Source organism: Gammaproteobacteria bacterium (assembly GCA_024235095.1).
Lineage (GTDB): Bacteria > Pseudomonadota > Gammaproteobacteria > Competibacterales > Competibacteraceae > UBA2383.
In genome coordinates this window covers 2,042,194-2,065,990 of the sequence record JACKNC010000001.1, presented here as the reverse complement: position 1 = coordinate 2,065,990, position 23,797 = coordinate 2,042,194, and the positions used below count along the sequence as shown (strand labels likewise).

18 protein-coding genes and 2 pseudogenes are annotated in these 23,797 nt (G+C 54.9%); 12 read left to right on the top strand and 8 right to left on the bottom strand.

Going from position 1 to position 23,797, the window contains the following annotated elements; translation table 11 throughout:
- Window positions 1-6: 6 nt before the first annotated feature.
- The gene (locus H6973_09190) at window positions 7-981 is read right to left on the bottom strand and encodes a sel1 repeat family protein (GenBank protein MCP5125786.1); all 975 of its coding nucleotides are present in this window, start codon (window positions 979-981) and stop codon (window positions 7-9) included.
- Window positions 982-1,174: 193 nt separating this feature from the next.
- Here H6973_09190 and pepN point away from each other — a divergent pair, with 193 nt between their 5' ends.
- The 3 genes from pepN to phaC all read left to right on the top strand — a co-directional run bounded on the left by pepN (window position 1,175) and on the right by phaC (window position 6,414).
- The gene (pepN, locus tag H6973_09185) at window positions 1,175-3,826 is read left to right on the top strand and encodes an aminopeptidase N (protein MCP5125785.1); all 2,652 of its coding nucleotides are present in this window, start codon (window positions 1,175-1,177) and stop codon (window positions 3,824-3,826) included.
- A 136-nt stretch (window positions 3,827-3,962) separates the two neighbouring features.
- Window positions 3,963-4,424: a phasin family protein gene (locus H6973_09180; GenBank protein ID MCP5125784.1), complete on the top strand. Its 462-nt coding sequence runs from the start codon at window positions 3,963-3,965 to the stop codon at window positions 4,422-4,424.
- 169 nt (window positions 4,425-4,593) lie between these two features.
- Window positions 4,594-6,414: a class I poly(R)-hydroxyalkanoic acid synthase gene (gene phaC, locus H6973_09175; protein MCP5125783.1), complete on the top strand. Its 1,821-nt coding sequence runs from the start codon at window positions 4,594-4,596 to the stop codon at window positions 6,412-6,414.
- 124 nt (window positions 6,415-6,538) lie between these two features.
- On the opposite strand, the gene H6973_09170 is transcribed toward phaC, so the two are convergent.
- The 4 genes from H6973_09170 to grpE all read right to left on the bottom strand — a co-directional run bounded on the left by H6973_09170 (window position 6,539) and on the right by grpE (window position 11,398).
- Window positions 6,539-7,501, bottom strand: coding sequence for an endonuclease/exonuclease/phosphatase family protein (locus tag H6973_09170; protein MCP5125782.1), 963 nt, complete (start codon window positions 7,499-7,501; stop codon window positions 6,539-6,541).
- Window positions 7,502-7,587: 86 nt separating this feature from the next.
- Window positions 7,588-8,712 (bottom strand): molecular chaperone DnaJ, encoded by a 1,125-nt coding sequence (gene dnaJ / locus H6973_09165; protein MCP5125781.1) that lies wholly within the window; start codon window positions 8,710-8,712, stop codon window positions 7,588-7,590.
- A gap of 112 nt (window positions 8,713-8,824) precedes the next feature.
- Window positions 8,825-10,741, bottom strand: coding sequence for a molecular chaperone DnaK (dnaK, locus tag H6973_09160; GenBank protein MCP5125780.1), 1,917 nt, complete (start codon window positions 10,739-10,741; stop codon window positions 8,825-8,827).
- Window positions 10,742-10,852: 111 nt separating this feature from the next.
- Window positions 10,853-11,398: a nucleotide exchange factor GrpE gene (gene grpE / locus H6973_09155; GenBank protein MCP5125779.1), complete on the bottom strand. Its 546-nt coding sequence runs from the start codon at window positions 11,396-11,398 to the stop codon at window positions 10,853-10,855.
- Between the two features lie 254 nt (window positions 11,399-11,652).
- On the opposite strand from grpE, the gene rsmD reads away from it, so the two are divergent.
- The 6 genes and pseudogenes from rsmD (at window position 11,653) to H6973_09125 (ending at window position 17,084) form a co-directional block, all read left to right on the top strand.
- Window positions 11,653-12,255 (top strand): 16S rRNA (guanine(966)-N(2))-methyltransferase RsmD, encoded by a 603-nt coding sequence (rsmD, locus tag H6973_09150; GenBank protein ID MCP5125778.1) that lies wholly within the window; start codon window positions 11,653-11,655, stop codon window positions 12,253-12,255.
- A gap of 60 nt (window positions 12,256-12,315) precedes the next feature.
- On the top strand, window positions 12,316-12,804 hold the full coding sequence (coaD, locus tag H6973_09145) for a pantetheine-phosphate adenylyltransferase (GenBank protein MCP5125777.1): 489 nt from the start codon (window positions 12,316-12,318) through the stop codon (window positions 12,802-12,804).
- Between the two features lie 65 nt (window positions 12,805-12,869).
- The gene (locus H6973_09140) at window positions 12,870-13,121 is read left to right on the top strand and encodes a YfhL family 4Fe-4S dicluster ferredoxin (GenBank protein MCP5125776.1); all 252 of its coding nucleotides are present in this window, start codon (window positions 12,870-12,872) and stop codon (window positions 13,119-13,121) included.
- Window positions 13,122-13,245: 124 nt separating this feature from the next.
- A complete protein-coding gene (locus tag H6973_09135; protein MCP5125775.1) occupies window positions 13,246-13,905 on the top strand; it encodes an NAD(P)H-binding protein in 660 nt (219 codons plus the stop codon).
- A 182-nt stretch (window positions 13,906-14,087) separates the two neighbouring features.
- Complete coding sequence (locus H6973_09130; GenBank protein ID MCP5125774.1) at window positions 14,088-15,803, top strand: hypothetical protein; 1,716 nt, start codon at window positions 14,088-14,090, stop codon at window positions 15,801-15,803.
- Between the two features lie 106 nt (window positions 15,804-15,909).
- A pseudogene (locus H6973_09125) lies at window positions 15,910-17,084 on the top strand (IS630 family transposase).
- A 94-nt stretch (window positions 17,085-17,178) separates the two neighbouring features.
- Here the strand turns inward: H6973_09125 and H6973_09120 are convergent.
- Window positions 17,179-17,760, bottom strand: a complete 582-nt coding sequence (locus H6973_09120) for a transposase (protein MCP5125773.1) — start codon at window positions 17,758-17,760, stop codon at window positions 17,179-17,181.
- A 67-nt stretch (window positions 17,761-17,827) separates the two neighbouring features.
- Complete coding sequence (locus H6973_09115; GenBank protein MCP5125772.1) at window positions 17,828-18,715, bottom strand: IS982 family transposase; 888 nt, start codon at window positions 18,713-18,715, stop codon at window positions 17,828-17,830.
- A 196-nt stretch (window positions 18,716-18,911) separates the two neighbouring features.
- Here H6973_09115 and H6973_09110 point away from each other — a divergent pair.
- Window positions 18,912-19,766: pseudogene (locus H6973_09110) on the top strand (IS5 family transposase).
- A 320-nt stretch (window positions 19,767-20,086) separates the two neighbouring features.
- Here H6973_09110 and H6973_09105 read toward each other — a convergent pair.
- Window positions 20,087-20,776, bottom strand: coding sequence for a hypothetical protein (locus H6973_09105; protein MCP5125771.1), 690 nt, complete (start codon window positions 20,774-20,776; stop codon window positions 20,087-20,089).
- 172 nt (window positions 20,777-20,948) lie between these two features.
- On the opposite strand from H6973_09105, the gene H6973_09100 reads away from it, so the two are divergent.
- Both H6973_09100 and H6973_09095 read left to right on the top strand, forming a co-directional pair.
- On the top strand, window positions 20,949-21,863 hold the full coding sequence (locus tag H6973_09100; protein MCP5125770.1) for a diguanylate cyclase: 915 nt from the start codon (window positions 20,949-20,951) through the stop codon (window positions 21,861-21,863).
- Entirely contained in the window at window positions 21,863-23,779 is a 1,917-nt protein-coding gene (locus H6973_09095; GenBank protein MCP5125769.1) for a TonB-dependent receptor, read from the top strand. Before H6973_09100 ends, H6973_09095 begins: the two co-directional genes overlap by 1 nt.
- Window positions 23,780-23,797 lie beyond the last annotated feature (18 nt).

Sequence of the window (23,797 nt, the reverse complement as noted above, 5' to 3'; positions counted from 1 at the left end):
ACAGTATTATTCAACTAGCACTTGCAAAAGTTCCTGGGCATGGGTTCTTTGCTCGGATGTTAAACGACTTGCGACCTTGTCCCGCATGATCCGGGCATCCTCATCCCCTTGATCTGCTGACCGGTAAAACCAGACATAGGCCATGCCCAGATCCTTGGGTATGCCTTCCTGGCCTTGAAAATACATGACCCCGAGATTGAACTGAGCCGGCGCATAATCCTGCGCAGCAGCCTTTTGATACCACTTTAACGCTTCCAACATATCCTGCGGGACGCCTCGCCCTTCGACATACATCACCGCCAGGTTAACCTGCGCCGGCGCGTAGTCCTGTTCAGACGCTTTTCGATACCAGCTAACAGCTTCCTGAAGAGACAGCGCATCGTCATCCTGTTCGTACATCATTCCCAGGTTGAATTGGGCCAGCGCATTGCCTTGATCCGCTGCTTTCCGATAACATTTAAGCGCTTCCTGAAGATCGCGCGGCACACCCTGGCCCTCGACATACATGACCCCCAGATTAAAAAAAGCGACGGCGTCTCCCTGCTGGGCCGCTGCGCGATACCAGAACAGCGCTTCCTGGAAATCCCGAGGCGTTCCCCAGCCCTCGGCGTGCATCGCGCCCAAATTGACCTGAGCTGAGCTATTACCCTGCTCAGCAGCTTTCAGGTACCACTTCACCGCCTCCGAATAATCGCCCTGTTCGAAGCAGTCCTCGCCTTTCTGGAAATCCTGCTGGGATTTCAAGGTATCCTGCCTGCCGCCGCCGAATGTCTTTTTAGCGCGGGCCTTGGCGCCTTTCATATCCTCAAGTCGCATTTTTCGGTGGCGATAGCGCCTTCTGGTTTGATAGATAAACCCTCCAAGAATTATAAGAATAAGTCCACAGACCTTGGCGACAATGATATCGATACTGATGATCGCGAATGCCCCGACCAGCATGTAAGCATACGGCAGAACTTCGTAAATCGGCCTTGGAATCATGCATTCATCTCCTAGCGGTATTCAGTGAATTTTATCTGTTTTGTAATGAATTTGATCAATCGTGAACTTGGCTCTATTTAACGAGTGCAGCAAGTTGGATCAGAACCGCCCTGATTGAATCAAATCCCGAACAAATCTGACAGTCTGTCCTCCAAGCATTTCATGTCCTTTTCTCCAATGCAAAAGCAACCTCATGTCAAACCAAATTCCCAAGACTACCTATCTCAAGGATTACGCCCCACCCTGCTACCGCATTCCAGAAATTGCCTTGCGGTTTGAACTGGGCGAAGACTTCACTATCGTGCGTTCCCAATTGCATATTATCCGCGCTGAGGGTGCGCCCGCCGGCGCGCCCCTGGCGCTGAACGGTCAACACCTGGAATTGATGGCGCTGGAACTCAACGGATTGCCAGTCGACGCCAACCGTTACCAACTCGACGCTGATTCTTTGACGCTGCTGGATCCGCCCGCCGAGTTTGAATTGACAGCCGTGACCCGCATTCGCCCTCAGGACAACGCGGCGTTGGAGGGTCTCTACCAATCCAGCGGCAATTTTTGCACCCAATGCGAAGCCGAGGGTTTTCGCCGCATCACCTATTTTCTTGATCGCCCGGATGTCATGGCCGTTTTTACCACCACAATCGTTGCAGACCAAAGCCGCTGCCCGGTATTGCTGTCGAACGGTAATCTTGTTGATCATGGCGAACTGACCGACGGTCGCCACTGGGCGACCTGGCATGATCCCTTTCCCAAGCCCTGTTATTTATTCGCCTTGGTCGCGGGACATCTGGCAGCGGTCGAAGATCAGTTTACCACCCGTTCGGGACGCCAGATTGCGCTACATATTTATGTGGAGCCGGAAAACATCGACCAGTGCGAACACGCCATGTATTCCCTCAAGCAGGCGATGGCCTGGGACGAGGAGCGCTTCGGCCTGGAATATGACCTCGATCTCTACATGATTGTAGCGGTGGGCGATTTCAATATGGGGGCCATGGAAAACAAGGGGCTTAACATTTTCAACACCAAATATGTGCTGGCCAAGCCGGAAACCGCGACCGACGCCGACTATCAAGGCATCCTGGGCGTGATCGGTCACGAATACTTTCACAACTGGACCGGCAACCGGGTCACCTGCCGCGACTGGTTCCAGCTCAGCCTCAAGGAAGGGTTAACCGTATTCCGCGATCAGGAATTTTCCAGCGATCTTGGTTCGCACGGGGTCAAGCGCATTGAGGATGTCCGCATCCTGCGCAGCAGTCAGTTCCCGCAGGACGTCGGGCCAATGGCGCATCCGGTGCGACCGGATTCCTATATCGAGATCAACAATTTTTATACCGTCACCGTCTACAACAAAGGCGCCGAGGTCATCCGCATGATGCAAACCTTGCTGGGCCGGGAAGGTTTCCGGCGTGGCATGAACCTCTACTTCCAGCGCCACGACGGGCAGGCGGTGACCTGTGACGATTTTGCCGCCGCCATCGCCGATGCGAATGGCGCTGATTTCACCCAGTTCAAGCGCTGGTACAGTCAGTCCGGTACGCCAGAACTGATGGTAAGCGACGCCTACGATCCCGATGCCCGTCGTTATACATTGACCATTCGGCAGTCCTGTCCGCCCACTTCCGACCAAGCGCATAAGGAACCGTTTCACATCCCGTTAGCGATGGGTTTGTTGGACGCAGATGGGCGCGACCTGCCCTTACAACTCGCTGGGGAGCAGGAGCCGCAGGGAATGAACCGGGTGTTGGAACTGCGTGAAATGGAACACGTCTTTCATTTCATCAATATTCCCGCGCGACCAGTTCCCTCGCTGCTGCGGGGCTTTTCCGCGCCGGTGAAAATGAACAGCGCCGAAAGCGACGATGACCTGCGCTTCCGACTGGCGTATGACAGCGATGATTTCAACCGCTGGGATGCTAGCCAGACCCTGGCAACTCGTCTCATTCTGGCGCTGGTCGAGGATCGCCAACAGGGACAGGCCAAGAGGCTACCGGAATCTTTCAGCGCCACTTTTGGTCACGCGCTAAATTCCGGGGCGGATCCGGCGCTGTTAGCCCAGGTTTTAAGCTTACCTGGCGAAACCTGGCTGGCGGAGCAGATGACGGTGGTGGATGTGGATGGCATTCACATGGCCCGGCGCTTTGTCCAGCGCGCCCTCGCGGAACGCTTGCGCGACCCATTGCTGACGGCCTACGAAACCCTGCATGCCCGCGAGCAGGAAGGCTATCGCATTGACGCCGCCGCTATGGGTCAGCGGGCGCTGAAGAACATCTGCCTGGATTATTTGATGCAGCTGGAGGAGCCTGAGTTACGGACCCGCTGCCTCGAACAATTCCACACCGCCCGCAACATGACCGATCAGCTTGGAGCATTAACGCCGCTGGTCAACAGCGCCGGACCCGAACGGCATGATGCGCTGGCCGTGTTCTACAACCGTTGGCGCAATGAACCCCTGGTCGTCGACAAATGGCTGACTCTACAGGCGACCTCCCGCCAGCCCGGCACATTGGACCGGGTTCAGCAGCTTATGGCGCACGAGGCCTTTAACTTGCGCAATCCCAACAAGGTGCGGGCGCTAATTGGCGCTTTCTGTCAGGCGAACCCCATTCATTTTCACGCTGCTGATAGCAGCGGCTATACTTTTCTAACTGACCAGGCATTGACCTTGAACACTTTCAACCCGCAAATCGCGGCGCGGCTGATGGGAGCGTTCACCCGCTGGCGTCATTACGACCCGGTGCGTCAAGAAGGGATGCGCCATGCGTTGGAGCGGGTGCTGGCGACGCCGGAACTGTCACCAGATGTCTATGAAATTGCCGCTAAAAGCCTGGGAGTAAAATAATGGGGCAAAAAATAATGCTGCACTGCAAAAAAAGAGTTGACACTGGCTTTGCAGTATGCAAAATACACCCATCGTGCTGCATTGCACAAAAAACAAACTTTTTAACTTGGTCATTCACTTGAGAGGAGAAACCCTCATGTCTACCCCCAACCCCTTCAATCCATTCGCCAACGTCGATTTCAGCAAGTTCGATATGAGCAAATTCGACGTCACCAAGATGCTCGGCGACATGAAGATTCCTGGCTTCGATATGCAAGCGATCATGGATGCCCAGCGCAAGAATATTGAAGCGCTGACCGCGGCGAATCAGGCTGCCGTGCAGGGTATGCAAGCCGTTGCCCAGCGTCAGGCGGAAATCCTGAGCCAAGCCATGAACGAAGTGTCGACCATCGCCCAGCAGCTCTCCAGCGCCGGTAACCCACAGGAAATGGGCACCAAGCAGGCTGAAGTGGCGCGCAAGGCTTTTGAGCAGGCGCTGGCCAACATGCGCGAACTGGCCGAAATGGTGAACAAGTCCAATACCGACGCCTTCGCCATTATCAACAAGCGCGTGACCGAAAGCTTGCAGGAACTCAAGTCGCTGGTTGCCCCCAAGTAAGGCGACTCCTCACGCTATATGTCAGAGTGGGCAGGCCCTCGCGGAATCTCCGTGGTGGCCTGTCCGATTGTTTTTCAGGTTTTGGTTCGCACGGCTGACGTTAGGGATGCAACATAAGCTAGAATAAAAGTGATTTAAGCGAACCACCATAACTGATGAGGAACGATGCATGGCCGAGCAAAAAAGTCCCGAACTGAAAATGCCTGAAGTAAAGATGCCTGATCCAGCGCAAATGACGCAGCTCTTTAATCATATTGCTGAAAAAAGTCAGGTTATCGTCAAGGAATTCATGAACCGTCAGGGTACCGACGGTAAATATGACCTGCAGGACACCATGGCCCTGGCGCGGTCCTTCATGGAATTGACCCAGAAGATCATGGCGGATCCCGCCAAGCTGATGCAGGCGCAGACGTCCCTGTGGCAGAACTATATGGATCTGTGGCAGAAAGCCGTGCCTGCCATGTTCAGTCAACAACCCATGGAGGCGGTTATCCGTGAGCCGAAGGGCGACAAGCGCTTCAAGCACGACGATTGGCAGGACAACGCTCTGTTCTCCTATATCAAGCAATCCTACCTGCTGACCGCCGGTTGGATACAGGACATAGTGGCTAACGTCGAAGGGTTCGACGAAAAGACCAAGAAGAAGCTCCAATTCTATACCCGCCAGTTCATCGACGCCATGTCGCCCAGCAATTTCGTGATGACTAATCCTGAAGTGCTGCGCACCACCATTGAATCCGGCGGCGAGAACCTGATCAACGGTCTGAAGAACATGCTCGATGACCTCGAGCGCGGCAAGGGCAAACTCAATATTCGGATGACCGATCTGAATGCCTTCGAACTGGGTAAAAATGTCGCCACTACGCCTGGCAAGGTCGTCTATCAGAACGAGATGATGCAGCTTCTCCAGTACGATCCCAGTACGCCCGAAGTCTTCAAGAAGCCGCTGCTGATCTTCCCGCCGTGGATTAACAAGTTCTACATCATGGACTTGCGACCCAAGAATTCTCTGATCAAATGGGCGGTTGATCAGGGTTTCACGGTATTTCTGATGTCCTGGATCAACCCGGACGAGAAGATGGCCGAAAAGGGTTTTGAGGATTATTTAAAGGACGGTCCGCTGGCCGCGCTGGACGCGATTGAACAGGCGACCGGTGAAAGTGAAGTGAATGCGCTGGGTTACTGCCTGGGCGGTACGTTGCTGGGCATCACCAATGCTTATCTGGCGGCCAAAGGCACACCGCGCATCAATTCAGGCACGCATCTGACCACGATGCTCGATTTCTCGCAGCCGGGCGAACTGGAAGTCTTCATTGAGGAAGAACAAATTGCCTCGCTGGAGAAGCGCATGGCGGTCAAGGGCTATCTCGACGGCAGCGAGATGGCGACGACTTTCAGCATGTTGCGCGCCAATGATCTGATGTGGTCGTTCTTCATCAACAACTACCTGCTGGGCAAGGATCCCTTCCCCTTCGATCTGTTGTACTGGAATTCGGATTCCACGCGGATGCCGGCGAAGATGCACAGTTTTTATCTACGCAACTTCTATCAGCATAACCGGCTGAAAGATCCCGGCGGCATTTCCCTGCTGGGCACGCCCATTGATCTCACCCAGATCAAGGTGCCGACCTATTTCCTCTCGGCAATTGAAGATCACATCTCACCGTGGAAGTCCAATTATGCGGGTACGCTCATGCTTGGTGGTCCGGTGCGGTTTGTGCTGAGCGGCTCCGGCCATATCGCCGGCCCGATCAATCCACCAGCGGCCAACAAGTATTTCTACTGGACCAACACCAAACAGCATGTGGCCGACCCCGACGAATGGCTGAAGGAAGCCAAGCAGACGGAAGGCTCCTGGTGGCCGGACTGGTACAAGTGGCTGAGCAAGAACTCGGGCGAAAAGGTGCCGGCCCGGGTGCCGGGAACCGGTAAGCTGCCGGTTATTGAGGATGGCCCAGGTTCGTATGTGAAGCTGCGGCTGGCTAAGTGATGAGTGGCCAGTAGTCATCAGTGGTTGATGCGCAGGGTGGATGAACGAAACGTCAGCCGCCCTGGCTGACGCCATCGAAGAAAGGGTCGTCGTTAAAACGGCGGCCTTTTTTATTCGCTATTCGCTAAATATCCAGCGCCGGCAATTCCGCCACCACCGGATCGTGATCGCTGGCTGGTTCTTGGCCTGGCGCCGCATCGCTATAGTGATGAGGAATGCGCGCGATGGCTCCGCGCCGCAATGCAGGACTGATCAGAATATGGTCCAGCGCCTGAGGTTTGCCGCCATGCCGACGGGTATAACATTGCCCACGCGGCAGGTCGTCCAGCAAATTGTGAAACAGTTGGCCTTTCAGCAGCTTCAGGGTTCTGGAACCCGGTACGTCATTCAAATCGCCCAATAGTACAATAGCCGCCTGCGGATCGCAGACCAGCAGATCAGCGGCAAAGCTGTGGATGATTTCAGCCTGAGCGTGACGCTGTTTCTTGGCATAATCTTCCTCGCGGCGAGTGGTCGAGCGCATCGATTTGAAATGACAAACGATCACGAACACCCGCGTGCCTCGAACCACGAATTCCGCTACCAACGCCTTGCGACTGGGCGCCCAGTGGTGGCTCTCGTCACCGGCGAAGGCAGGATGTTGGGGGGCAATGCGTCCGGGATTAAGCGTCAGGCTGGGTTGAAGACCACGATAGCGAATGCCCACGCTATCCGTGGGACCGGCGTGGCCTCGGTCAGGAAAATCGACTCGCGCAGGATTGAACAGGAGACCCACCCGGATATTGGCGCCGGCCATGCCTCCATCCTGACCCGCCAGCGGCGGAATTTCCCGGAAAGCGTAGCGGGGACCGCCGTCCGCTTCGATCGCGGCGATCAATGCCTGATACGCCGCATCGGCAGGCGCTTGACCATTCGGCAAGATCGGGCCTTCCGCCATAATTTCCTGCAAGGCCACGATGTCGGGCGCGCTCAGATCGCGAAGGATAACCGCACCCAGGCGCGCTAACCGCTCGGGCAGCGCATCCGCACTCAGATTGCAGACATTAAAGGTCGCGATAGCTGGCATGGCGGCGGTATTTGCAAGCAATCAAATTCCCTGGCATCGCAAGACCATGGGGCGATCAACTCCCGTCAAGGCGGCGCAACTTCGCTAAAAGCCGCTTTTTAAGCTTTTCAGAATTTCATTTCTTCGAAGAACTTCTTCACCCCATCCAGCCAACTGCCTTCCTGCGGTGCGTGCTGCTTGCCGCCAGCCTGCATGGTTTCGGCGAACTGTTGCAACAACTCTTTCTGTTCTTTCGTCAAATTCACCGGCGTTTCCACCACCACGCGACACAATAGATCGCCGGTCGCGCCGCCGCGCACTGGCCGCACACCTTTGCCGCGCAAGCGGAATACCTTGCTGGTCTGGGTCTCCGAGGGGATTTTCAGGTTGATACGACCATCCAGGGTAGGCGCTTCCAGTTCGCCGCCCAGCGCCGCCGTGGTAAAACTGATCGGTACTTCGCAATACAGGTCGTTATCTTCGCGGGTAAAGATGGGATGCGGCTTGACGCGAATCTGCACATACAGATCACCGGGCGGTCCGCCACTCTCCCCCGCCTCGCCCTCGCCAGCCAACCGGATACGGTCGCCATTATCAACACCCGCTGGCACCTTGACCGACAACGTTTTCTGTTCCTCGACCCGGCCACTGCCGCGACAGGTTTCGCAGGGTTCGGGGATGATCGTGCCGCGCCCCTGACAGCGCGGACAGGTCTGCTGGATTGAGAAGAAGCCTTGCTGCATGCGCACTTGGCCGACACCCCGGCAAGTGGGACAGGTCGTCGGCTTTGTACCCGGTTTGGCGCCGTTGCCCGCGCAACTTGCGCAAGTCACCAGGGTCGGTACGCGAATTTTAGCGGTCGTGCCGAAGACAGCCTCCTCCAGCGTTAAATCCAGGGTGTAGCGAAGATCCGAACCGCGATAGCTCTGGCTACCGCCGCGCATCCCGCCGAAAATGTCGCGGAACACGCCCCCAAAAATATCACCCAGATCAGCCGGACCGCCTCCAAATCCGCCACCCGCCGAACCGTCCACGCCCGCGTGGCCAAATTGGTCATAAGCCGCCCGTTTGCGGGCGTCACTCAGTATTTCATACGCTTCCTTGGCTTCCTTGAAGTGTTCTTCGGACACCTTGTCGCCGGGGTTCCGGTCGGGATGGTGCTTCATTGCCAGCCGTCGATAGGCTTGCTTGATTTCCGCCTCACTGGCGTTGTGAGCCACATTGAGGATTTCGTAGTAGTCGCGTTTGGCCATGTTGGGATCTTGCGTTGCGGGCGTTAATCAGGTCATGCCCGTTTAAAAACCAAAGAATCCGGGAAAGCACATTTGGCTCTCCCGGATTCATAGTTTACCGCAATTGGCGCGCTTACTTCTTGATCTCCTCAAATTCAGCATCCACCACGCCCTCGTCAGCCGGTTTGTGAGCACCGCCCGCTGGACCACCTGCGGGACCGCCGGGGCCGCCAGCGCCGTAAATACGTTCAGCCATCTTGCCGGACAGTTCGCCCAGCGTCCGGGTCTTGGCCTCAATAGCGCTCTTGTTGTCGCTCTTGACTGTCGTGCGCAAATCGCTGATCGCCGATTCGATCTCCGCCCGCTCGCCGCCTTCCACCTTGTCACCCAGATCACGCAGGGTTTTCTCGGTCGCATGGATCAGGTTTTCCGCCTGATTGCGAGCATTGACCAGTTCGTGGAATTTCTTGTCTTCCTCGGCATGCGCCTCGGCATCGCCGACCATCCGCTTGATCTCTTCTTCGGACAGACCGGAAGACGCCTTGATCACAATACGATTCTCCTTGCCGGTGGCCTTGTCTTTCGCCGAAACATGCAGGATGCCATTGGCATCGATGTCGAAGGTGACTTCGATCTGTGGCACCCCACGCGGGGCTGGCGGGATATCCTGCAAATCGAACTTGCCCAGTGACTTGTTGGCCGACGCCATTTCGCGCTCGCCTTGTAGGACATGCACGGTCACTGCCGTCTGATTATCGTCGGCAGTGGAGAAGACTTGCTGCGCCTTGGTTGGAATCGTGGTGTTCTTCTCGATCAGCTTGGTCATCACCCCGCCCAAGGTCTCGATACCCAGGCTCAACGGAGTCACGTCAAGCAGCAACACATCCTTCACCGAACCGCCTAGCACGCCACCCTGAATCGCCGCGCCGACGGCGACGGCTTCGTCGGGGTTCACGTCCTTGCGCGGTTCCTTGCCGAAGAATTCGCGCACTTTCTCCTGCACCTTCGGCATGCGCGTCTGGCCGCCAACCAGCAACACGTCATCGATCTGTCCTACGCCCAGACCGGCGTCTTTGAGCGCCACCCGGCAGGGACCGATGGTTTTGTCGACCAGATCTTCAACCAGCGACTCCAGTTTGGCGCGGGTCAGCTTCAGATTCAGATGCTTCGGCCCGCTGGCGTCAGCGGTAATGTACGGCAGATTAATCTCGCTCTGCTGGCTAGAGGACAGTTCAATCTTGGCCTTTTCCGCGGCTTCTTTCAGCCGTTGTAGCGCCAGCGGATCGTTGGTCAGATTAATACCGCTTTCCTTCTGGAACTGATCAATCAGGTAGTCAATGATCCGCTTGTCGAAGTCCTCGCCACCCAGAAAGGTATCGCCGTTGGTCGAGAGCACCTCGAACTGCTTTTCGCCATCGACCTCGGCGATTTCGATGATCGAGATGTCGAAGGTGCCGCCGCCCAGATCGTAAACGGCGATCTTGCGATCCTTGGAACTGGACTTGTCCATGCCAAAGGCCAGCGCCGCCGCCGTCGGTTCGTTGATGATGCGCTTGACCTCCAGGCCGGCAATGCGCCCGGCGTCTTTGGTGGCTTGGCGCTGACTGTCGTTGAAGTAAGCCGGCACGGTGATCACCGCTTCGGTGATCGGGTGGCCAAGATAGTCCTCGGCAGTTTTCTTCATTTTCATCAGCACCCGCGCGGAAATTTCCGGCGGCGCCATCTTTTTGCCTCGCGCTTCAACCCAGGCGTCATTGTTGTCATTCTTGACAATTTTGTAGGGCACCAGATCGATGTCCTTTTGCACCTCGGGTTCATTAAAGCGACGACCAATCAATCGCTTGACTGCAAACAGGGTGTTCTGGGGATTGGTGACCGCCTGACGCTTGGCGGGTTGACCGACGGTGATCTCGCCGTCTTCCATAAAGGCGACAATGGACGGCGTAGTCCGGTCGCCTTCGCTATTTTCAATCACCCGGGGCTTGCCACCTTCCATAATGGCTACACAGGAATTGGTAGTGCCCAGGTCGATGCCGATAATGTTGCTCATGGTTTGTACTCTCTAATCGAATTCGCTGCTTAAAATCTTTGCCTGCTGAAATAGGTGGGGGTGAACAGACCCATTTTCAAGGTAGTGGATTGTCCAGGAATGAGGAATTCGTCAACGGGCAGGCGGCGGAGGGGCTTGGGCGACAATCACCTTGGCCGGGCGAATTAAACGCTCATTGAGAACATAGCCCTTTTGCACCACCTGCATGACCGTATTGGGTTCAGCCTGATCGGTCGGCGCCATCGCCATGGCTTCGTGCCGGTGCGGGTCAAACCGTGCGCCCACCGGATTGACTTCATGAACGCCGAATTTTTCCATCGCCGCAGTCAGTTGCTTGAGGGTCAGGTCAACGCCTTCGCGCAATTTGGCGATATTGGTGGTTTCGTCAGCCGCCGCCAGTCCCATTTCCAGACTGTCGCGCACCGGCAGCAATTCATTAAAAAACCGTTCCAGGGCAAATTTGTGGGCGTTCTGCACATCACGCTCGGTGCGTTTGCGCAGGTTTTCCATTTCGGCGTGGGCGCCCAAATACAACTTCCAGTGTTCATCAGCTTTAGCCAATGCTTGATCCAAATCACGCTGGAGCGTATCAAACTCTTCGCGGCTCACCAGAATTTCCGTATCTTCCCCGTCAACCGGCATGGGGGCTTCTGGCATGGTGGATTCCGCAAAAGAGCGATTCGTCCCGGTCGCCTCCGGCTGGGTGCGGGCATCCAAGGTCGGTTCAGTGGCGGGCATGGTGGGTATTCTCCTCCGTTACTCTGCAAATCGGGCGGGTAGGCTTGGCCTCCCTTTGGAGAAGGTAATAGGGTTCAATCCTGGGATTTCAAGGGTGTCAGGACTGGAGGACAAACGGCTGGGCTGCGGAGCGTCTTCAGCCTTGATAACGAATTTTGCTATGGGAAGAAGATATGAAATCACATCGGCGCTCGACGCAAGCCTTGCGGATTATCGGTGGGCAATGGCGCAGCCGGCGCCTGGAATTTCCAGACTTGCCCGGATTGCGGCCCACCCCGGACCGGGTGCGGGAGACGCTATTCAACTGGTTAGCCCCGGTCTTGCCGGGTGCGCGTTGTCTGGATTTGTTCGCCGGCAGCGGCGCGCTGGGTATCGAGGCGCTCTCGCGCGGCGCGGCGGAAGTGGTGTTTGTCGAACGCCAGCCACTGGCGGTTCGCGCCCTGCGGAACAATCTTGATCGATTGTCTGCCTCAAACGCCCGAGTCGATCCGCTTGATGCGCTTACCTGGTTGCGCCCGTCGGGAACCCCGTTCGATATTGTATGGCTCGATCCACCCTTCGGCGAAGGTTTGCTGGAACCCGCGTGCGCACTTCTGGAACAGGGCGGTTGGCTGGCGGCAATCGCCTGGATTTATCTGGAAACCCAAGCAGACCAACCTCGACCGCTATTACCGGCACACTGGACTTTCCACCGGGAGAAAACCGCTGGGATGGTAACCTACCGACTGGCGCGACGAGAACTCTCTTCACCGCTCCAGTTGCCGGATTTGCCTTAGCCCGCAGCTTTCCAGATAATCGGCGAAACCATCCGCACTATTTGCACTGAAGGAATTTCTATGTCCGTCGTCGCTATCTACCCCGGCACCTTTGATCCTATTACCAACGGTCATGCTGATCTGGTCGAACGCGGCGCCCGCATGTTCGAACGGCTGGTCGTCAGTATCGCCGCTAATCCCAACAAGCAGCCTCTGTTCTCGCTGGAGGAACGGGTGGAATTGGTTAACGAAGTCGTCGCGCATCTACCGCATGTCGAGGTGCGCGGCTTCGATGTCCTATTGGTGAACTATGCCAAAAGCATTGGCGCGAATGTGCTGATGCGTGGCTTGCGCGCCGTCGCCGACTTTGAATTTGAATTCCAGTTGGCCAGCATGAACCGTCGCCTGAATCCACAGATTGAGTCAATCTTTTTGACGCCCGCCGAACAGTACGCCTTTATTTCTTCCAGCCTGGTGCGGGAAGTCGCCAAGCTAGGCGGCAATATTGCCCCCTTCGTCCATCCCAAAGTTGAAGCGGCGTTGGCGGCAAAATTCGCATTGCGAAAATAATTGAGTAAAATACTCGGAAATTGACTCCCATGTAATTCCCGTTAAAACAGAAGAGGAGCCTCGTCATGGCGCTGATGATTACCGATGAATGTATCAATTGTGATGTGTGCGAGCCAGAGTGTCCGAACGAAGCGATTTCCCAAGGCGATGAAATTTATGTTATTGATCCCAAGCTTTGCACGGAGTGCGTGGGTCATTTTGACGAACCCCAATGCATCGAAGTCTGCCCGGTGGATTGTATTCTCGTCGATCCCAATTACACCGAGACCCACGAACAACTGCAAGCCAAGTATGATCAGCTGACCAGCGCGGCTTGAGTTTAATCGGCCAGGGATTCATGCAAATGCGATGTATCACGCCCCTCCTTCTCTTAGAGAAGAGGGGACTGTTTGGCCTTATGCTATTCTTTAAAGGGGTAATCGAACATTCAGGAGCGGCGAAATGGAGGTAGAGCAACCTTCGGGAATGCGCGCCTTGTTAGTCGGTGCGACCGGTCTGGTCGGTGGCCATTGTCTGGGCGAATTGCTGTACGACAACGATTTTAGTGCAGTAACCGTCTTTGTGCGCCGTCCACTGGAATGGATTCCTCCCAAACTGGCTGTCCATGTCGTGAATTTCGATTGCCTCGAAAATTACGTCGAGGCGATTAATGCCGACGTCGTGCTGTGCTGCCTGGGTACGACGCATAGTGCCGCAGGTTCGCCCGAAGCCTTTGCCAAGGTCGATCACATCTACGTTGCCGAACTGGCGCGTCTCGCGGCGTCTCGCGGCGTCTCGCGTTTTGTGCTGGTCTCGACGGTCGGCGCCGATCCAGCCTCGCCAGTCTTCTACAATCGCGTTAAGGGCCGCGCCGAAGCAGCCGTTAGCGAACTTCCATTCAAGGCGGTTCACATCCTGCGGCCCTCACTGCTGTTAGGCCAACGCTGGGAACCCCGGCCCACCGAGGACTGGGGTAAGCAATTTGCGCCGTACTGGTCCTGGCTCTTATGGGGGCCATTCAGCCGCTACCGGCCTGTCGAAGCGGAAACGGTCGCTTCGCGCATGGTGGAACTGGCCAAAAGCGATCTGGAAGGCGTCCATATCCACTACTTCAATTCTTGAACTTTCTCCCATCCCCTAGATGCCCATGCCTGCTTTTCTTTCACATCGCCTTGACTCCCCGCGCCCTGCTGCTGGGGCGTAATCCCATCCGGCGTTAAACGTCGGCGATTGGTCGGTATACCCGGACCTTCCGGGTTCAACCAACGACTGTTTGCCTCATGTCCATCCACAGGAGGAACTTCATGCTTTTTCGCGGATTAATCCTCATTTTTCTTTGCGTTGCACTGACGCCAAATCTGTACGCGCAATCGGCTGACGCCTCCCCAGAAAATAAAACCGTGCAACCGGCAAAAAATCCCTCACATGAAGAGCAATTACGGACGCTGCTCGACACTATCAAGCAGGTCGAAAGTGAGGACGCTCAACTGAGCCGGGAACTGAAGCGCACGAAAGACCCTGCGAACGCACAACAGATTAACCAACAAATAGATCTGATTGAAAAACGTCTTCAGGATTTAAAAATTTCCTTTGGAGAATTGGCGACGGGGGGATTCAGTATCTCGGCGCTTGACAGGAGAGCCGAGGAAGCGCAGTTCAACTGGCAAAAGGAGCTGGAGGCGGTCGTTCAACCCTTGCTGGAAGAACTGAAACGGCTCACCGAACGGCCTCGCATCATGGAGCGGCTGAAAAGCGAACAGGCCTTATACAAAGATCAGCTGCAAATTATCGAATCTGCGATTACCGAACTGGAAAAAAAGCAGGCCGAGATCAAAGCGCCGGTGGTCGATAAGGCGCTTAAATCCTTGCTTGGGCAATGGCAGGATCAACGTGGAAGCGTCGAAGACCGTCTACAACGCATCAATGTCCAGCTGGAGCGCTTGACGGCTCCCGACAAGCAGCAAAGCAAGGGCTTGCTGGTGACCCTTGAGGAGTTTGCCCACGGTCGAGGATTGAATCTGGCGCTGGCGCTGGGTGGTTTCATACTCACCTATTTAATCCTGGGAGGGTTCGGTCATCTGGTCGGAAATTTGACGCGCCGGGGTCGTGAACCTGGACCCCATCGGATGGGGCGGGTGATCGCCTGGTGTTTCCGGCTGCTGACCCTGGCTCTGGCCCTGTTTGTCACGACGCTGATTTTATATGTGCAGGGTGACTGGCTGCTGCTGGGCCTGTTGGTTCTGATAGTGATCGGCCTTTTATGGGGACTGCGGCAATCGTTGCCGCGCTATATGCGGGAAATCCGCACCTTGCTGGACATGGGGGGCGTTCGCGAGGGCGAGCGGGTTATTTACAATGGAGCGCCCTGGAAAATCACCTCGCTTAACCTGTACTCAACTTTGCAGAATTCACTGCTGCGCGGCGGCAGCTTGCGGTTGCCGCTGGACAGGATGGTCGATTTGCAGTCGCGTCCCTATGCTCTGGAAGAACCTTGGTTCCCCAGTCAGGAAAACGATATTGTTATCCTAGACGGGGATATTTACGGCAAGGTATTGCTGCAAACCCCGGAAATTGTGCAACTTCAAGTGGTCGGTTCAACCACTACTTTCCCGATTGCCGAGTATCTGGGCAAGAACCCGCGCAATTTGTCGCGCGACGGATTTGCTGTACCCGTCGTTTTTGGCCTGGATTATCAGCATCAACATGAAATTTTGAGCACTATTGTTCCCACGCTGCGGGCCTATCTGGAAGCGCAACTGGAGGAACAACCATTCCGTCCGCACTTGACGAACCTGTTGGTGGAATTCAATGAAGCCGCCAGTTCCTCGCTGAATCTGTTGATTGTGGCAGTGTTCACTGGGGCCGGCGCTGGCGACTACTGGCCGATTCGCCGCTTTCTGCAACGCGCCACGGTCAGCGCCTGTAATCGGTACGGCTGGACGATTCCATTCGATCAGTTGACGGTGCATCTGCCAGTGGAGCAACCGACGTCTTGTTTTGCATCGTCTACCCTGCCCTGAAGGCAGGCACTTGTCCTTACCAGATTCGTTTCCTAGTGGGCTGACACAGAAGTTTTGACAGGTAGCGGTGGGTGCCCTATGGTTGAGATCAACAGGAGGAATCACCATGGCCCACAAGTATCTGGTTGATCTAACTGAAGAGGAGCGGGAAGACCTGCTGAAGGTCATTCATAAAGGCAAGGCAGCGGCGCGCAAGGTTGCCCGTGCCCATGTGTTGCTGCAGGCTGCGGAAGGGGCGACGGATGAGGCCATTGCCCAAAGCCTTCACTTGGGGATTTCGACCGTTCATCGTACCCGTCAACGGTTTGTCGACGAAGGGTTGCTGGCGGCGTTAAGCGAGCGGCCACGAGTCGGTTTGCCCCCGGCCTTGACCGGCAAACAGGCCGCCTTTCTGGTCGCCTTGGCCTGTAGTACCCCGCCCGCTGGCCGTTGTCAGTGGACTCTCCAATTGTTAGCGGACCGCTTCATGGAACTCCGGCCCATCGAAGCCATTTCCCGTGAGAGTGTGCGGCGCATCCTTAAAAAAACGACCTCAAACCCTGGCAACGTCAAGAATGGTGTATTCCCAGTGTCAGTCCCGATTATGTTTGGCATATGGAGGATGTGTTGGACCTGTACGCCGAACCCGATGATCCTCAATACCCCCAAGTGTGCTTCGATGAAAGTCCGGTGCAATTGACCAGCGAAACCCGCTGTCCTCAACCCGCCCGCCCGGGTCAACCGGCGCGCTATGACTGTGAATACAAACGCGAAGGCACCGCCAATTTATTTCTATTCGTACAACCCTTGCGCGGGTGGCGTCATGTTAATGTCACGAAACAGCGCACCAAACGCGATTTTGCCCAGCAAATGCAGCAACTCGTTGATGTGTACTTTCCGAAGGCGGAGCGAATCCGGTTGGTCGTGGATAACCTCAATACCCACACTCCTGCGGCCTTGTATAGTGTCTTTTCTCCAGAGGAAGCCCGCCGGATCACCCGCAAGCTCGAATTTCATTACACCCCCAAGCATGGCAGTTGGCTCAATATGGCGGAATGTGAGTTCGCTGTTCTCGCCGGCCAGTGTTTGAATCGCCGCATTGCGAACCTCGAAACTTTGCGGAAGGAAATCGCCGCTTGGCAAGGCCCACGCAACCTACGTCAGACCAAAATCCACTGGCAGTTCGGCACCGACTTGGCCCGGGTCAAACTCAAGCGCCTCTATCCTCCCTTGAAATCTTCTGAAACCCCGGTGGACCTAGAAACCTCTGAACCTGTCAAAACTTCTGTGTCAGCCCACTAGCCTCAAAGCCAAGCTATTTCGTGGAAAAGACAAATGAATGATGAAATTCGCATCGCCTGCGTCACTGGCGCTGATCTGGAACGCTTGTAACCGTTCACACTCCCTGCATAACGGGAGTGGGTAGAGAGGCCAAGGGGCGTCCGGCGCGGCGATCGGCGATGGCGGCGCGGCGATCGGGCGACGGGGAATGGCCCCTCTGTCGGCAGGTCGTCATGACGCTGGCCAGTACGGTGAAGGTGCGCGAACCGGTGGGTGTGCGGGTGCCGCGGCTGATCTTACGAAGAATCGCCCAGTGACGGAGCGCACGCTCGGCCTCGTTGTTGGTGAGCGGTAACTCAGGATGATGCAAGACCTGGAAGATCGCGTCCCAGTCATTCAGTAACTCCACCGCTAACGCCCGAGTCTTCGCATGGGTGTGGTCTTTGAGGGGTTCGCAGGTCATCCGCAGGCAGGCCAAGTCCTCGGCATACCGGGTCGGCAAGTCGTCGGTAGGTGATCCTTCCCGGGTGGCGTACACTGCCGCCATCAGGACTTTCAACAAGTCGAGCACGTGGCGGCCAAACGCGCAGGTCTCCTGACCGTAACTGTCGATCAACCCCTGCGCCTTGCGCAGGAGATGCGCCCAGCACCGCAACCGCGGCTCGAAATGCCGATAGGCGCACCACCCATCGCTCATCAACCACCCGTTAGAAGCTGTATAAAAAATAAGCAATTAATTTATATAATTACGCGATGTTCGACTTTCAGGCGATCAGGCCCTCAAACTGGAGGTCTGACCGACCGACTTGTCGGTTCATGAAAATACCCAAGGTGTGCGCTAAGACTTTTCGGGCGATCCGACTCGTCAAGTGCCACACATCCCGCGCCCGGATTTTCTCAAAATGGAATGGCTCGGTGAGCTGACCGATGACCGTTTCCACGAGGCGGCGGGTTCTCGTAAGCTGCTGGACAGCCCACGGGGGACGCGGATCGATCATGTTGGCCCGCAAGGGGGTTTGCAAGTCAATCCCGGTCGTGGCCAGTTCCGTCTGAAGAAAGGCGCTCAGGTAACCTTTGTCGCCGATCACCCAACCCTGAACACCTTCGGTCAAATCCCACAACGCCTCGCGTTCATCACCCGTAGCGGGCGTCACCGTCCACGCCGTGATGACGCCATGGATCGTGACCATCAGATGACCGTGAAGCCCGTAATAGTACTGCTTCTTTGCCGCACAATAGCCAAAATCCGCCACCGCAGGAAATAACCGACAGTGCGGGGCACGGGTCAACACACAGAGGGGCAGAGGGCAACCATCCACCAAGCGAATCGGGTCCGTCGCCGCCCCCAACTCGATCAGCAGCTGCTGATGAAGCCGCTGCTTGATCACCCACAGATTCGCCGCCTGCTGGGCAAACGTCGTCCGCGATCCGAGTTCCGGGAACCACGACGGCCAATGACGACCGAAGTACTTCCAGATGCCCACATCCGTATCCAGCCCTAAGAACTCGCCGACGACTTCCATCGTGATCACTTCACTATCATTCAGCTTGGGGGCGAAGCCTCGCGAGCGTAAGCAGTGATCCCCGAGCAGGGCATTCAGGTGTTCGTCTACCCAACAAAACACCGTGATGATAAAGTCTTCGAGCGGCATGGCGGTCTCTCCGTGCGGTTGAGGCGGTTGGTTCCTCTCAGCTTAGCTCACATCGCCATGCCGCATCCGCCTGCTCTCATCTCCCCTCGGAAAAGTCGAACATCGCGTTATAATTTTATTTTGCTATGATTCCCTGGAAAGGCCCCAAAAAGGCAAAAAATATTTTAATCCCAAAAATCCCATTCGAGGTGTACCGATGTCTTGGCCGAAAGAAATCCCTTTTAACCGTTATCCCAGTGATCTGACCCAGGAGGAATGAGAAATCATCAAACCGATTTTAGAGAACTCGAACCACGTAAAAGTAGAGGACGCCCTCGAGAAGTGGATTTTCGTGAAATTTTAAATGCGATCTTCTATCTGAACAAGACAGGCTGTCAATGGCGATACTGACCCAAGGACTTTCCATCCTACACGCGGGTCAGTTACTACTATCATCGGTGGTTGGACAACGGTGTTCTGGAGAAAATTAATACGGCGATCCATCGAAATCTTCGCAAAGAATTGGATCGGAATGAAACGCCTAGTGCGGCCATTATTGACAGTCAATCGGTGAAAAGAACGCAGGAATGTGTGGATGAAACGGGATTTGATGGCGGTAACCTCGTTAAAGGACGCAAGAGACATATATTAGTTGATACAATAGGTTATATCATTATTGTTCGTGTTCATGCTGCGAATACTTACGATGGGCATGGCACGCGCCGTGTTAAATGCTGGATTTTCAGTGATCGATACGATTAAGAAAATTTGGGCGGATTGTGGCTATCGAGGTGAAGAATTTATTCAGTGGGTTGAAAAAGAATTTAATCGTATGATTGAGATTGTACAGAATAACAATAAAACAGGCCGTGGGTTTCAGGTATTACCTCGTTGATGGGTTGTGGAGAGAACGCTGGCCTGGTTAGGAAGATTTCGGCGACTGAGCAAAGACTATGAACGAAAGCCCACATCAAGCGAAGGTCATGTTTATATCGCATCGATTCGACTGATGCTGCGAAAAATGTGTAAAAATCGTGCATTATTGCAAGAGCCGGTTTTAGAGTCTGCTTAGGATAATAAGGTTTTTCGACAGCTTCTGATACTGGCTCCGGGAGACCACTCCATTTGTCCACGATTTCTGCACCACCACCCTGACCGGTCGTGTAGACGTGATTGAGGGTTTTATACCCCAGCGACTGATGTCGTCGCTTACTATTGACAGATTTTCCCCTAGCAGAATCAGCGAAAGCCCTGATCGCCACTGGGCTAGACGGCAATTTTGGATTTCACGCGGGTGGCTACATGCTGACCTGTAACAAGTCCAGTATCTCTTCTTGCTCTCGTGTCGGTGTGCTGTTCTGATAAAACTCAGCGGCGTTTACAGAGACCTTGTTATGGGTTATCTGAGTCAGATAATCGAGCACATCGCGCAATGTCCAACATCTCTCTTGCCCCTCTCCATCCTTGGCAACCCAGGGTGCTAATACCAATTACCGTTAGGTTTAACCCGAAAAATGGAGGGGCCGCCAGGGTTACCCAGGGAAAGAAAGATTCAGAATCTATCGGTAAACGGTATAAACGTTGCTCCAGGTGCCATTGCAGATAATAGGCCCACATGCATAGGAAGACATGACTACGAATGCGCTCATCATGCTTATGATAAACGGGACAAATCTCCAACTGAACGGTCTCTAGATTACGAAAGGCCCGTTTCATAAAGGTCAAACTCTTGTAGGCGGCGACGACTTCCACGGTATTCATCTGCTCTTGGTCAACATCGCTCGTGATGATATAGCACCCGTCGAATCGCTTTTCCTGCGCCACCTGATCGGCGTTAATCGACCATACCAAGCGGTGCGTCCGGAAGGCCGGCATGGTCTGGTCGGCCTCAATGGACCAGCGGATAAACTTGCCCATCTTGTATTTGGCCAAGACCTTACCCACCCGCGCACCGCGCTTCTCCACGGTGGTTGCACGTTGGTACGCCCCCATCGCAGTCAAGGCGGTTACGCTGAGATCCAGAAGCCTCTCACAGGCAGGTGTTGGGGTGATGGTTGCATAATGAGAGCTTGCTGCCAGCATAGACGAGGCGTCCAACAATCATCGCCAGCGCGCTGTTCACCCAGGGCTCAGGGCGCGAATAGAGCGCTTGGGCAGGAAGTCTGAATTTCGAGATGCAAATTACCATGCGCTGTTTGCATGGTTAATGGTAGTGAAAAAGGTTTCAGCAGTTCTGCAAAGTTGAGGAATAGAAATGACCATACCCGATGAACATCAGGCGACTCTTCTGGTGGTCGACGATATGATTGAAAATATTGAAATTTTAAACAATGCACTGTGCGATCGCTATCGCATTCTGTTCGCCACGAATGGTCTGGAGGCGCTGGCGGTGGTGCAAGAGCAATCGCCGGATCTCATCCTGTTAGATGTCATCATGCCGGGTATGGATGGGCGCCAGGTTTGCAAACAACTAAAACAGAACCCGTTGACTCGGGAAATACCGGTAATTTTCGTGACTGCGAAGGATCAGGAAGAGGATGAGGAGATTGGCCTGCACTTGGGCGCTGTCGATTACCTGACCAAGCCGGTGCGTCCCGGCATCGTCAAGTTACGAGTGGGCATCCATTTGGAACTGAAACGCTACCGGGAGCATCTGGCCAGGCTTTCAATGACCGACGGCTTGACCGGGATTGCTAACCGCCGCTGTTTCGATGAGTTTCTCGAAACCCAATGGCTTCATACCGTTCGCTCCGAGGCGGCGCTGTCGCTCATTCTAGCGGATGTGGATCATTTTAAAGCCTACAATGACCACTACGGTCACGTCGCCGGCGATCGCTGTTTACAGGTCGTTGCAACCACTCTAGCGAATGGATTAACCCGGCGCACCGATTTAGCGGCTCGTTACGGCGGCGAAGAATTCGCTTGCGTGCTGCTAGGGACTCACCATGCGGGCGCATTGGTCATTGCAGAACGATTACGGCAGCGGGTAGCGTCCCTGCGTCTCGACCATGCCCGCTCGCCAAAGCATTCTTTCATAACCGTCAGCATGGGCGTAGCGACTCTGGAACCCGATCAACACATTAGCCCCCAAGCCTTGATCGAAAAAGCCGATCAACATCTATATCAGGCTAAACAAATGGGGAGAAACCGGATTGTGGGGAATCAATAATGGGTAATCAACCAAAGTTCTGGCTGACATCGGCAGGAATGTTTTTGCTGGTCATTGGTACTTTTGCTCTGCGAGCCGAGGAAGCCCTGGTTAATTTGGCGGCGAATTCGGACAGTCAAGATGAAGCCTGGTTAGGCGAGTTCATGCAAGTGCTGGACGAAAGCACGGAAATCGCCACAAAGAGCCGGTTGAATGTAGATTACGTGCCGGGCATGGTGACGGTGCTGCAGGGTCGGGAGTTGGAAACCTTAGGTATGCGCACGGTGTGGGAGGCGTTGGCGCTGATTCCTGGCGTGATGCTCCTTCAAAACAAGCAAGGAGAACTCTTCGTTGGGGTCCGTGGATTCACCTCCCCGTTTAACTCCGGAAATATCAAGGTGTTGTTGAACTCATCCCCCATGAGCCGGGAAAGTTCCGGGTTGACTTCCCAAGCGCTTTCATTGCCTATTGAACAAGTGGATCGCATCGAATTTATCCGGGGTCCCAATGCATTATTATATGGGGATTTTGCCTACTACGGTGTATTGAATATTCTAACCCGGCAAAAAACCTCTCAAGTCGCCACGCGCGTGGATGAGCATGGCGCGACCACCGTGAACGGTCTGTACGCTGATCAAAGCGAAGATGGGGCGACTCGATTGAGTCTCAATGTTGCCGGTCTCACAGGCTCTTCGGTGGAAGCGCCCATTGGCATTGATGCGGAGAATGACCAACAGTCAGCGATCCTCAAATTCGCGCACCGCGGCTTTGAACTGACAGCGCAGGCGATCAACGAAGATTATGCCATCGATCAGGGCGTCAGCCGCGATCAACACACGGAAACCATCATCGCGCGCCAATCCTTCGATCTAGCCAGCGACGCGCAGCTAAGCCTTTCGCTTTCTTATCTCAATAATGATTTCGAAGAAGGCATTCAGCGCTTTCTAGGATATGCCTGGGAAGGCCAAGCGGAACTTGCGTGGCAAGGGATGGAACGTCATCAGTGGTTGTCGCAGTTGTCGTACACGGACGATCACACAGAGGAGGCCCGCAGAGCTCTCCCTTTCAATGTCCGCCCTAACAATGGATTCATATACGATATCAAACGTCGTTATTATGGAATTAGCCTTCAAGATCAATACGAAGCCTCTGATCAACTCGCGCTCACGGCAGGTCTGCGCTTTGATCGACGCGACGATTTGGAACAGAATCTTTGGAATCCGCGTTTGGCCGTTGTATGGCAAGTTTCTGAGGGGCATATTGTGAAAGCCCAGTATGCGGGCGGCTATCGCGCCCCGACTTTCTGGGAGCTTGTTATACCGACCTACCAAACGGGTCTTGAGCCCGAGAATATCCATACCTCGGAATTAAGCTATATCCACCGACAGCCTGAACGGACCTTGCGGTTGACCCTGTTTTATTCAAAAATAAAAAATAATATCAACCGCATAAATCCTCCACCATCTGCTCCTATTTTTATTAACACCGGCACTTCAGAAACAACCGGTGTGGAATTCGAATGGGAACAGCAATGGTCCCCCCGACTTAAGTCCTGGTTCAATCTCTCGTATGCCGACAGCCGGTCCGGTCTTCATCCCTACCTGTTGGGTGGAGAAACGATTGGGACAGACCCTAGCACTGCGGATTGGCTGGGCAATCTGGCGCTGTTTTACCGCCCTTACGAATACATGTTGCTGGCTGCCCATTGGAATTATGTGGGCGCGCGTCATGCCTCGAGCATCGATACTGACCCTGAGCATCGCGTTGCGCTGACTCTAAGCCTGTTCGATGTCTGGACCCAAGGACTGACCCTGCGGTTTGGAGTGCATAATCTGTTGCAAGTCGATCAGCAGTTCCTGGTGAGCGAACCGGGTCGCGTGGAAAGCAGTGATTTTCCTGATAGCCTCGTCTGGGGGCAGATTTCTTATGATTTTTAATGCCGACCGTCAATCATC

Bases quoted from the DNA above. Each gene is read 5' to 3' on its own strand.
- H6973_09190 (MCP5125786.1), bottom strand. From the start codon at position 981: ATGATTCCAAGGCCGATTTACGAAGTTCTGCCGTATGCTTACATGCTG.
- pepN (MCP5125785.1), top strand. From the start codon at position 1,175: ATGTCAAACCAAATTCCCAAGACTACCTATCTCAAGGATTACGCCCCA.
- H6973_09180 (MCP5125784.1), top strand. From the start codon at position 3,963: ATGTCTACCCCCAACCCCTTCAATCCATTCGCCAACGTCGATTTCAGC.
- phaC (MCP5125783.1), top strand. From the start codon at position 4,594: ATGGCCGAGCAAAAAAGTCCCGAACTGAAAATGCCTGAAGTAAAGATG.
- dnaJ (MCP5125781.1), bottom strand. From the start codon at position 8,712: ATGGCCAAACGCGACTACTACGAAATCCTCAATGTGGCTCACAACGCC.
- dnaK (MCP5125780.1), bottom strand. From the start codon at position 10,741: ATGAGCAACATTATCGGCATCGACCTGGGCACTACCAATTCCTGTGTA.
- grpE (MCP5125779.1), bottom strand. From the start codon at position 11,398: ATGCCAGAAGCCCCCATGCCGGTTGACGGGGAAGATACGGAAATTCTG.
- rsmD (MCP5125778.1), top strand. From the start codon at position 11,653: ATGAAATCACATCGGCGCTCGACGCAAGCCTTGCGGATTATCGGTGGG.
- coaD (MCP5125777.1), top strand. From the start codon at position 12,316: ATGTCCGTCGTCGCTATCTACCCCGGCACCTTTGATCCTATTACCAAC.
- H6973_09140 (MCP5125776.1), top strand. From the start codon at position 12,870: ATGGCGCTGATGATTACCGATGAATGTATCAATTGTGATGTGTGCGAG.
- H6973_09135 (MCP5125775.1), top strand. From the start codon at position 13,246: ATGGAGGTAGAGCAACCTTCGGGAATGCGCGCCTTGTTAGTCGGTGCG.
- H6973_09130 (MCP5125774.1), top strand. From the start codon at position 14,088: ATGCTTTTTCGCGGATTAATCCTCATTTTTCTTTGCGTTGCACTGACG.
- H6973_09120 (MCP5125773.1), bottom strand. From the start codon at position 17,760: ATGAGCGATGGGTGGTGCGCCTATCGGCATTTCGAGCCGCGGTTGCGG.
- H6973_09115 (MCP5125772.1), bottom strand. From the start codon at position 18,715: ATGCCGCTCGAAGACTTTATCATCACGGTGTTTTGTTGGGTAGACGAA.
- H6973_09105 (MCP5125771.1), bottom strand. From the start codon at position 20,776: ATGCTGGCAGCAAGCTCTCATTATGCAACCATCACCCCAACACCTGCC.
- H6973_09100 (MCP5125770.1), top strand. From the start codon at position 20,949: ATGACCATACCCGATGAACATCAGGCGACTCTTCTGGTGGTCGACGAT.
- H6973_09095 (MCP5125769.1), top strand. From the start codon at position 21,863: ATGGGTAATCAACCAAAGTTCTGGCTGACATCGGCAGGAATGTTTTTG.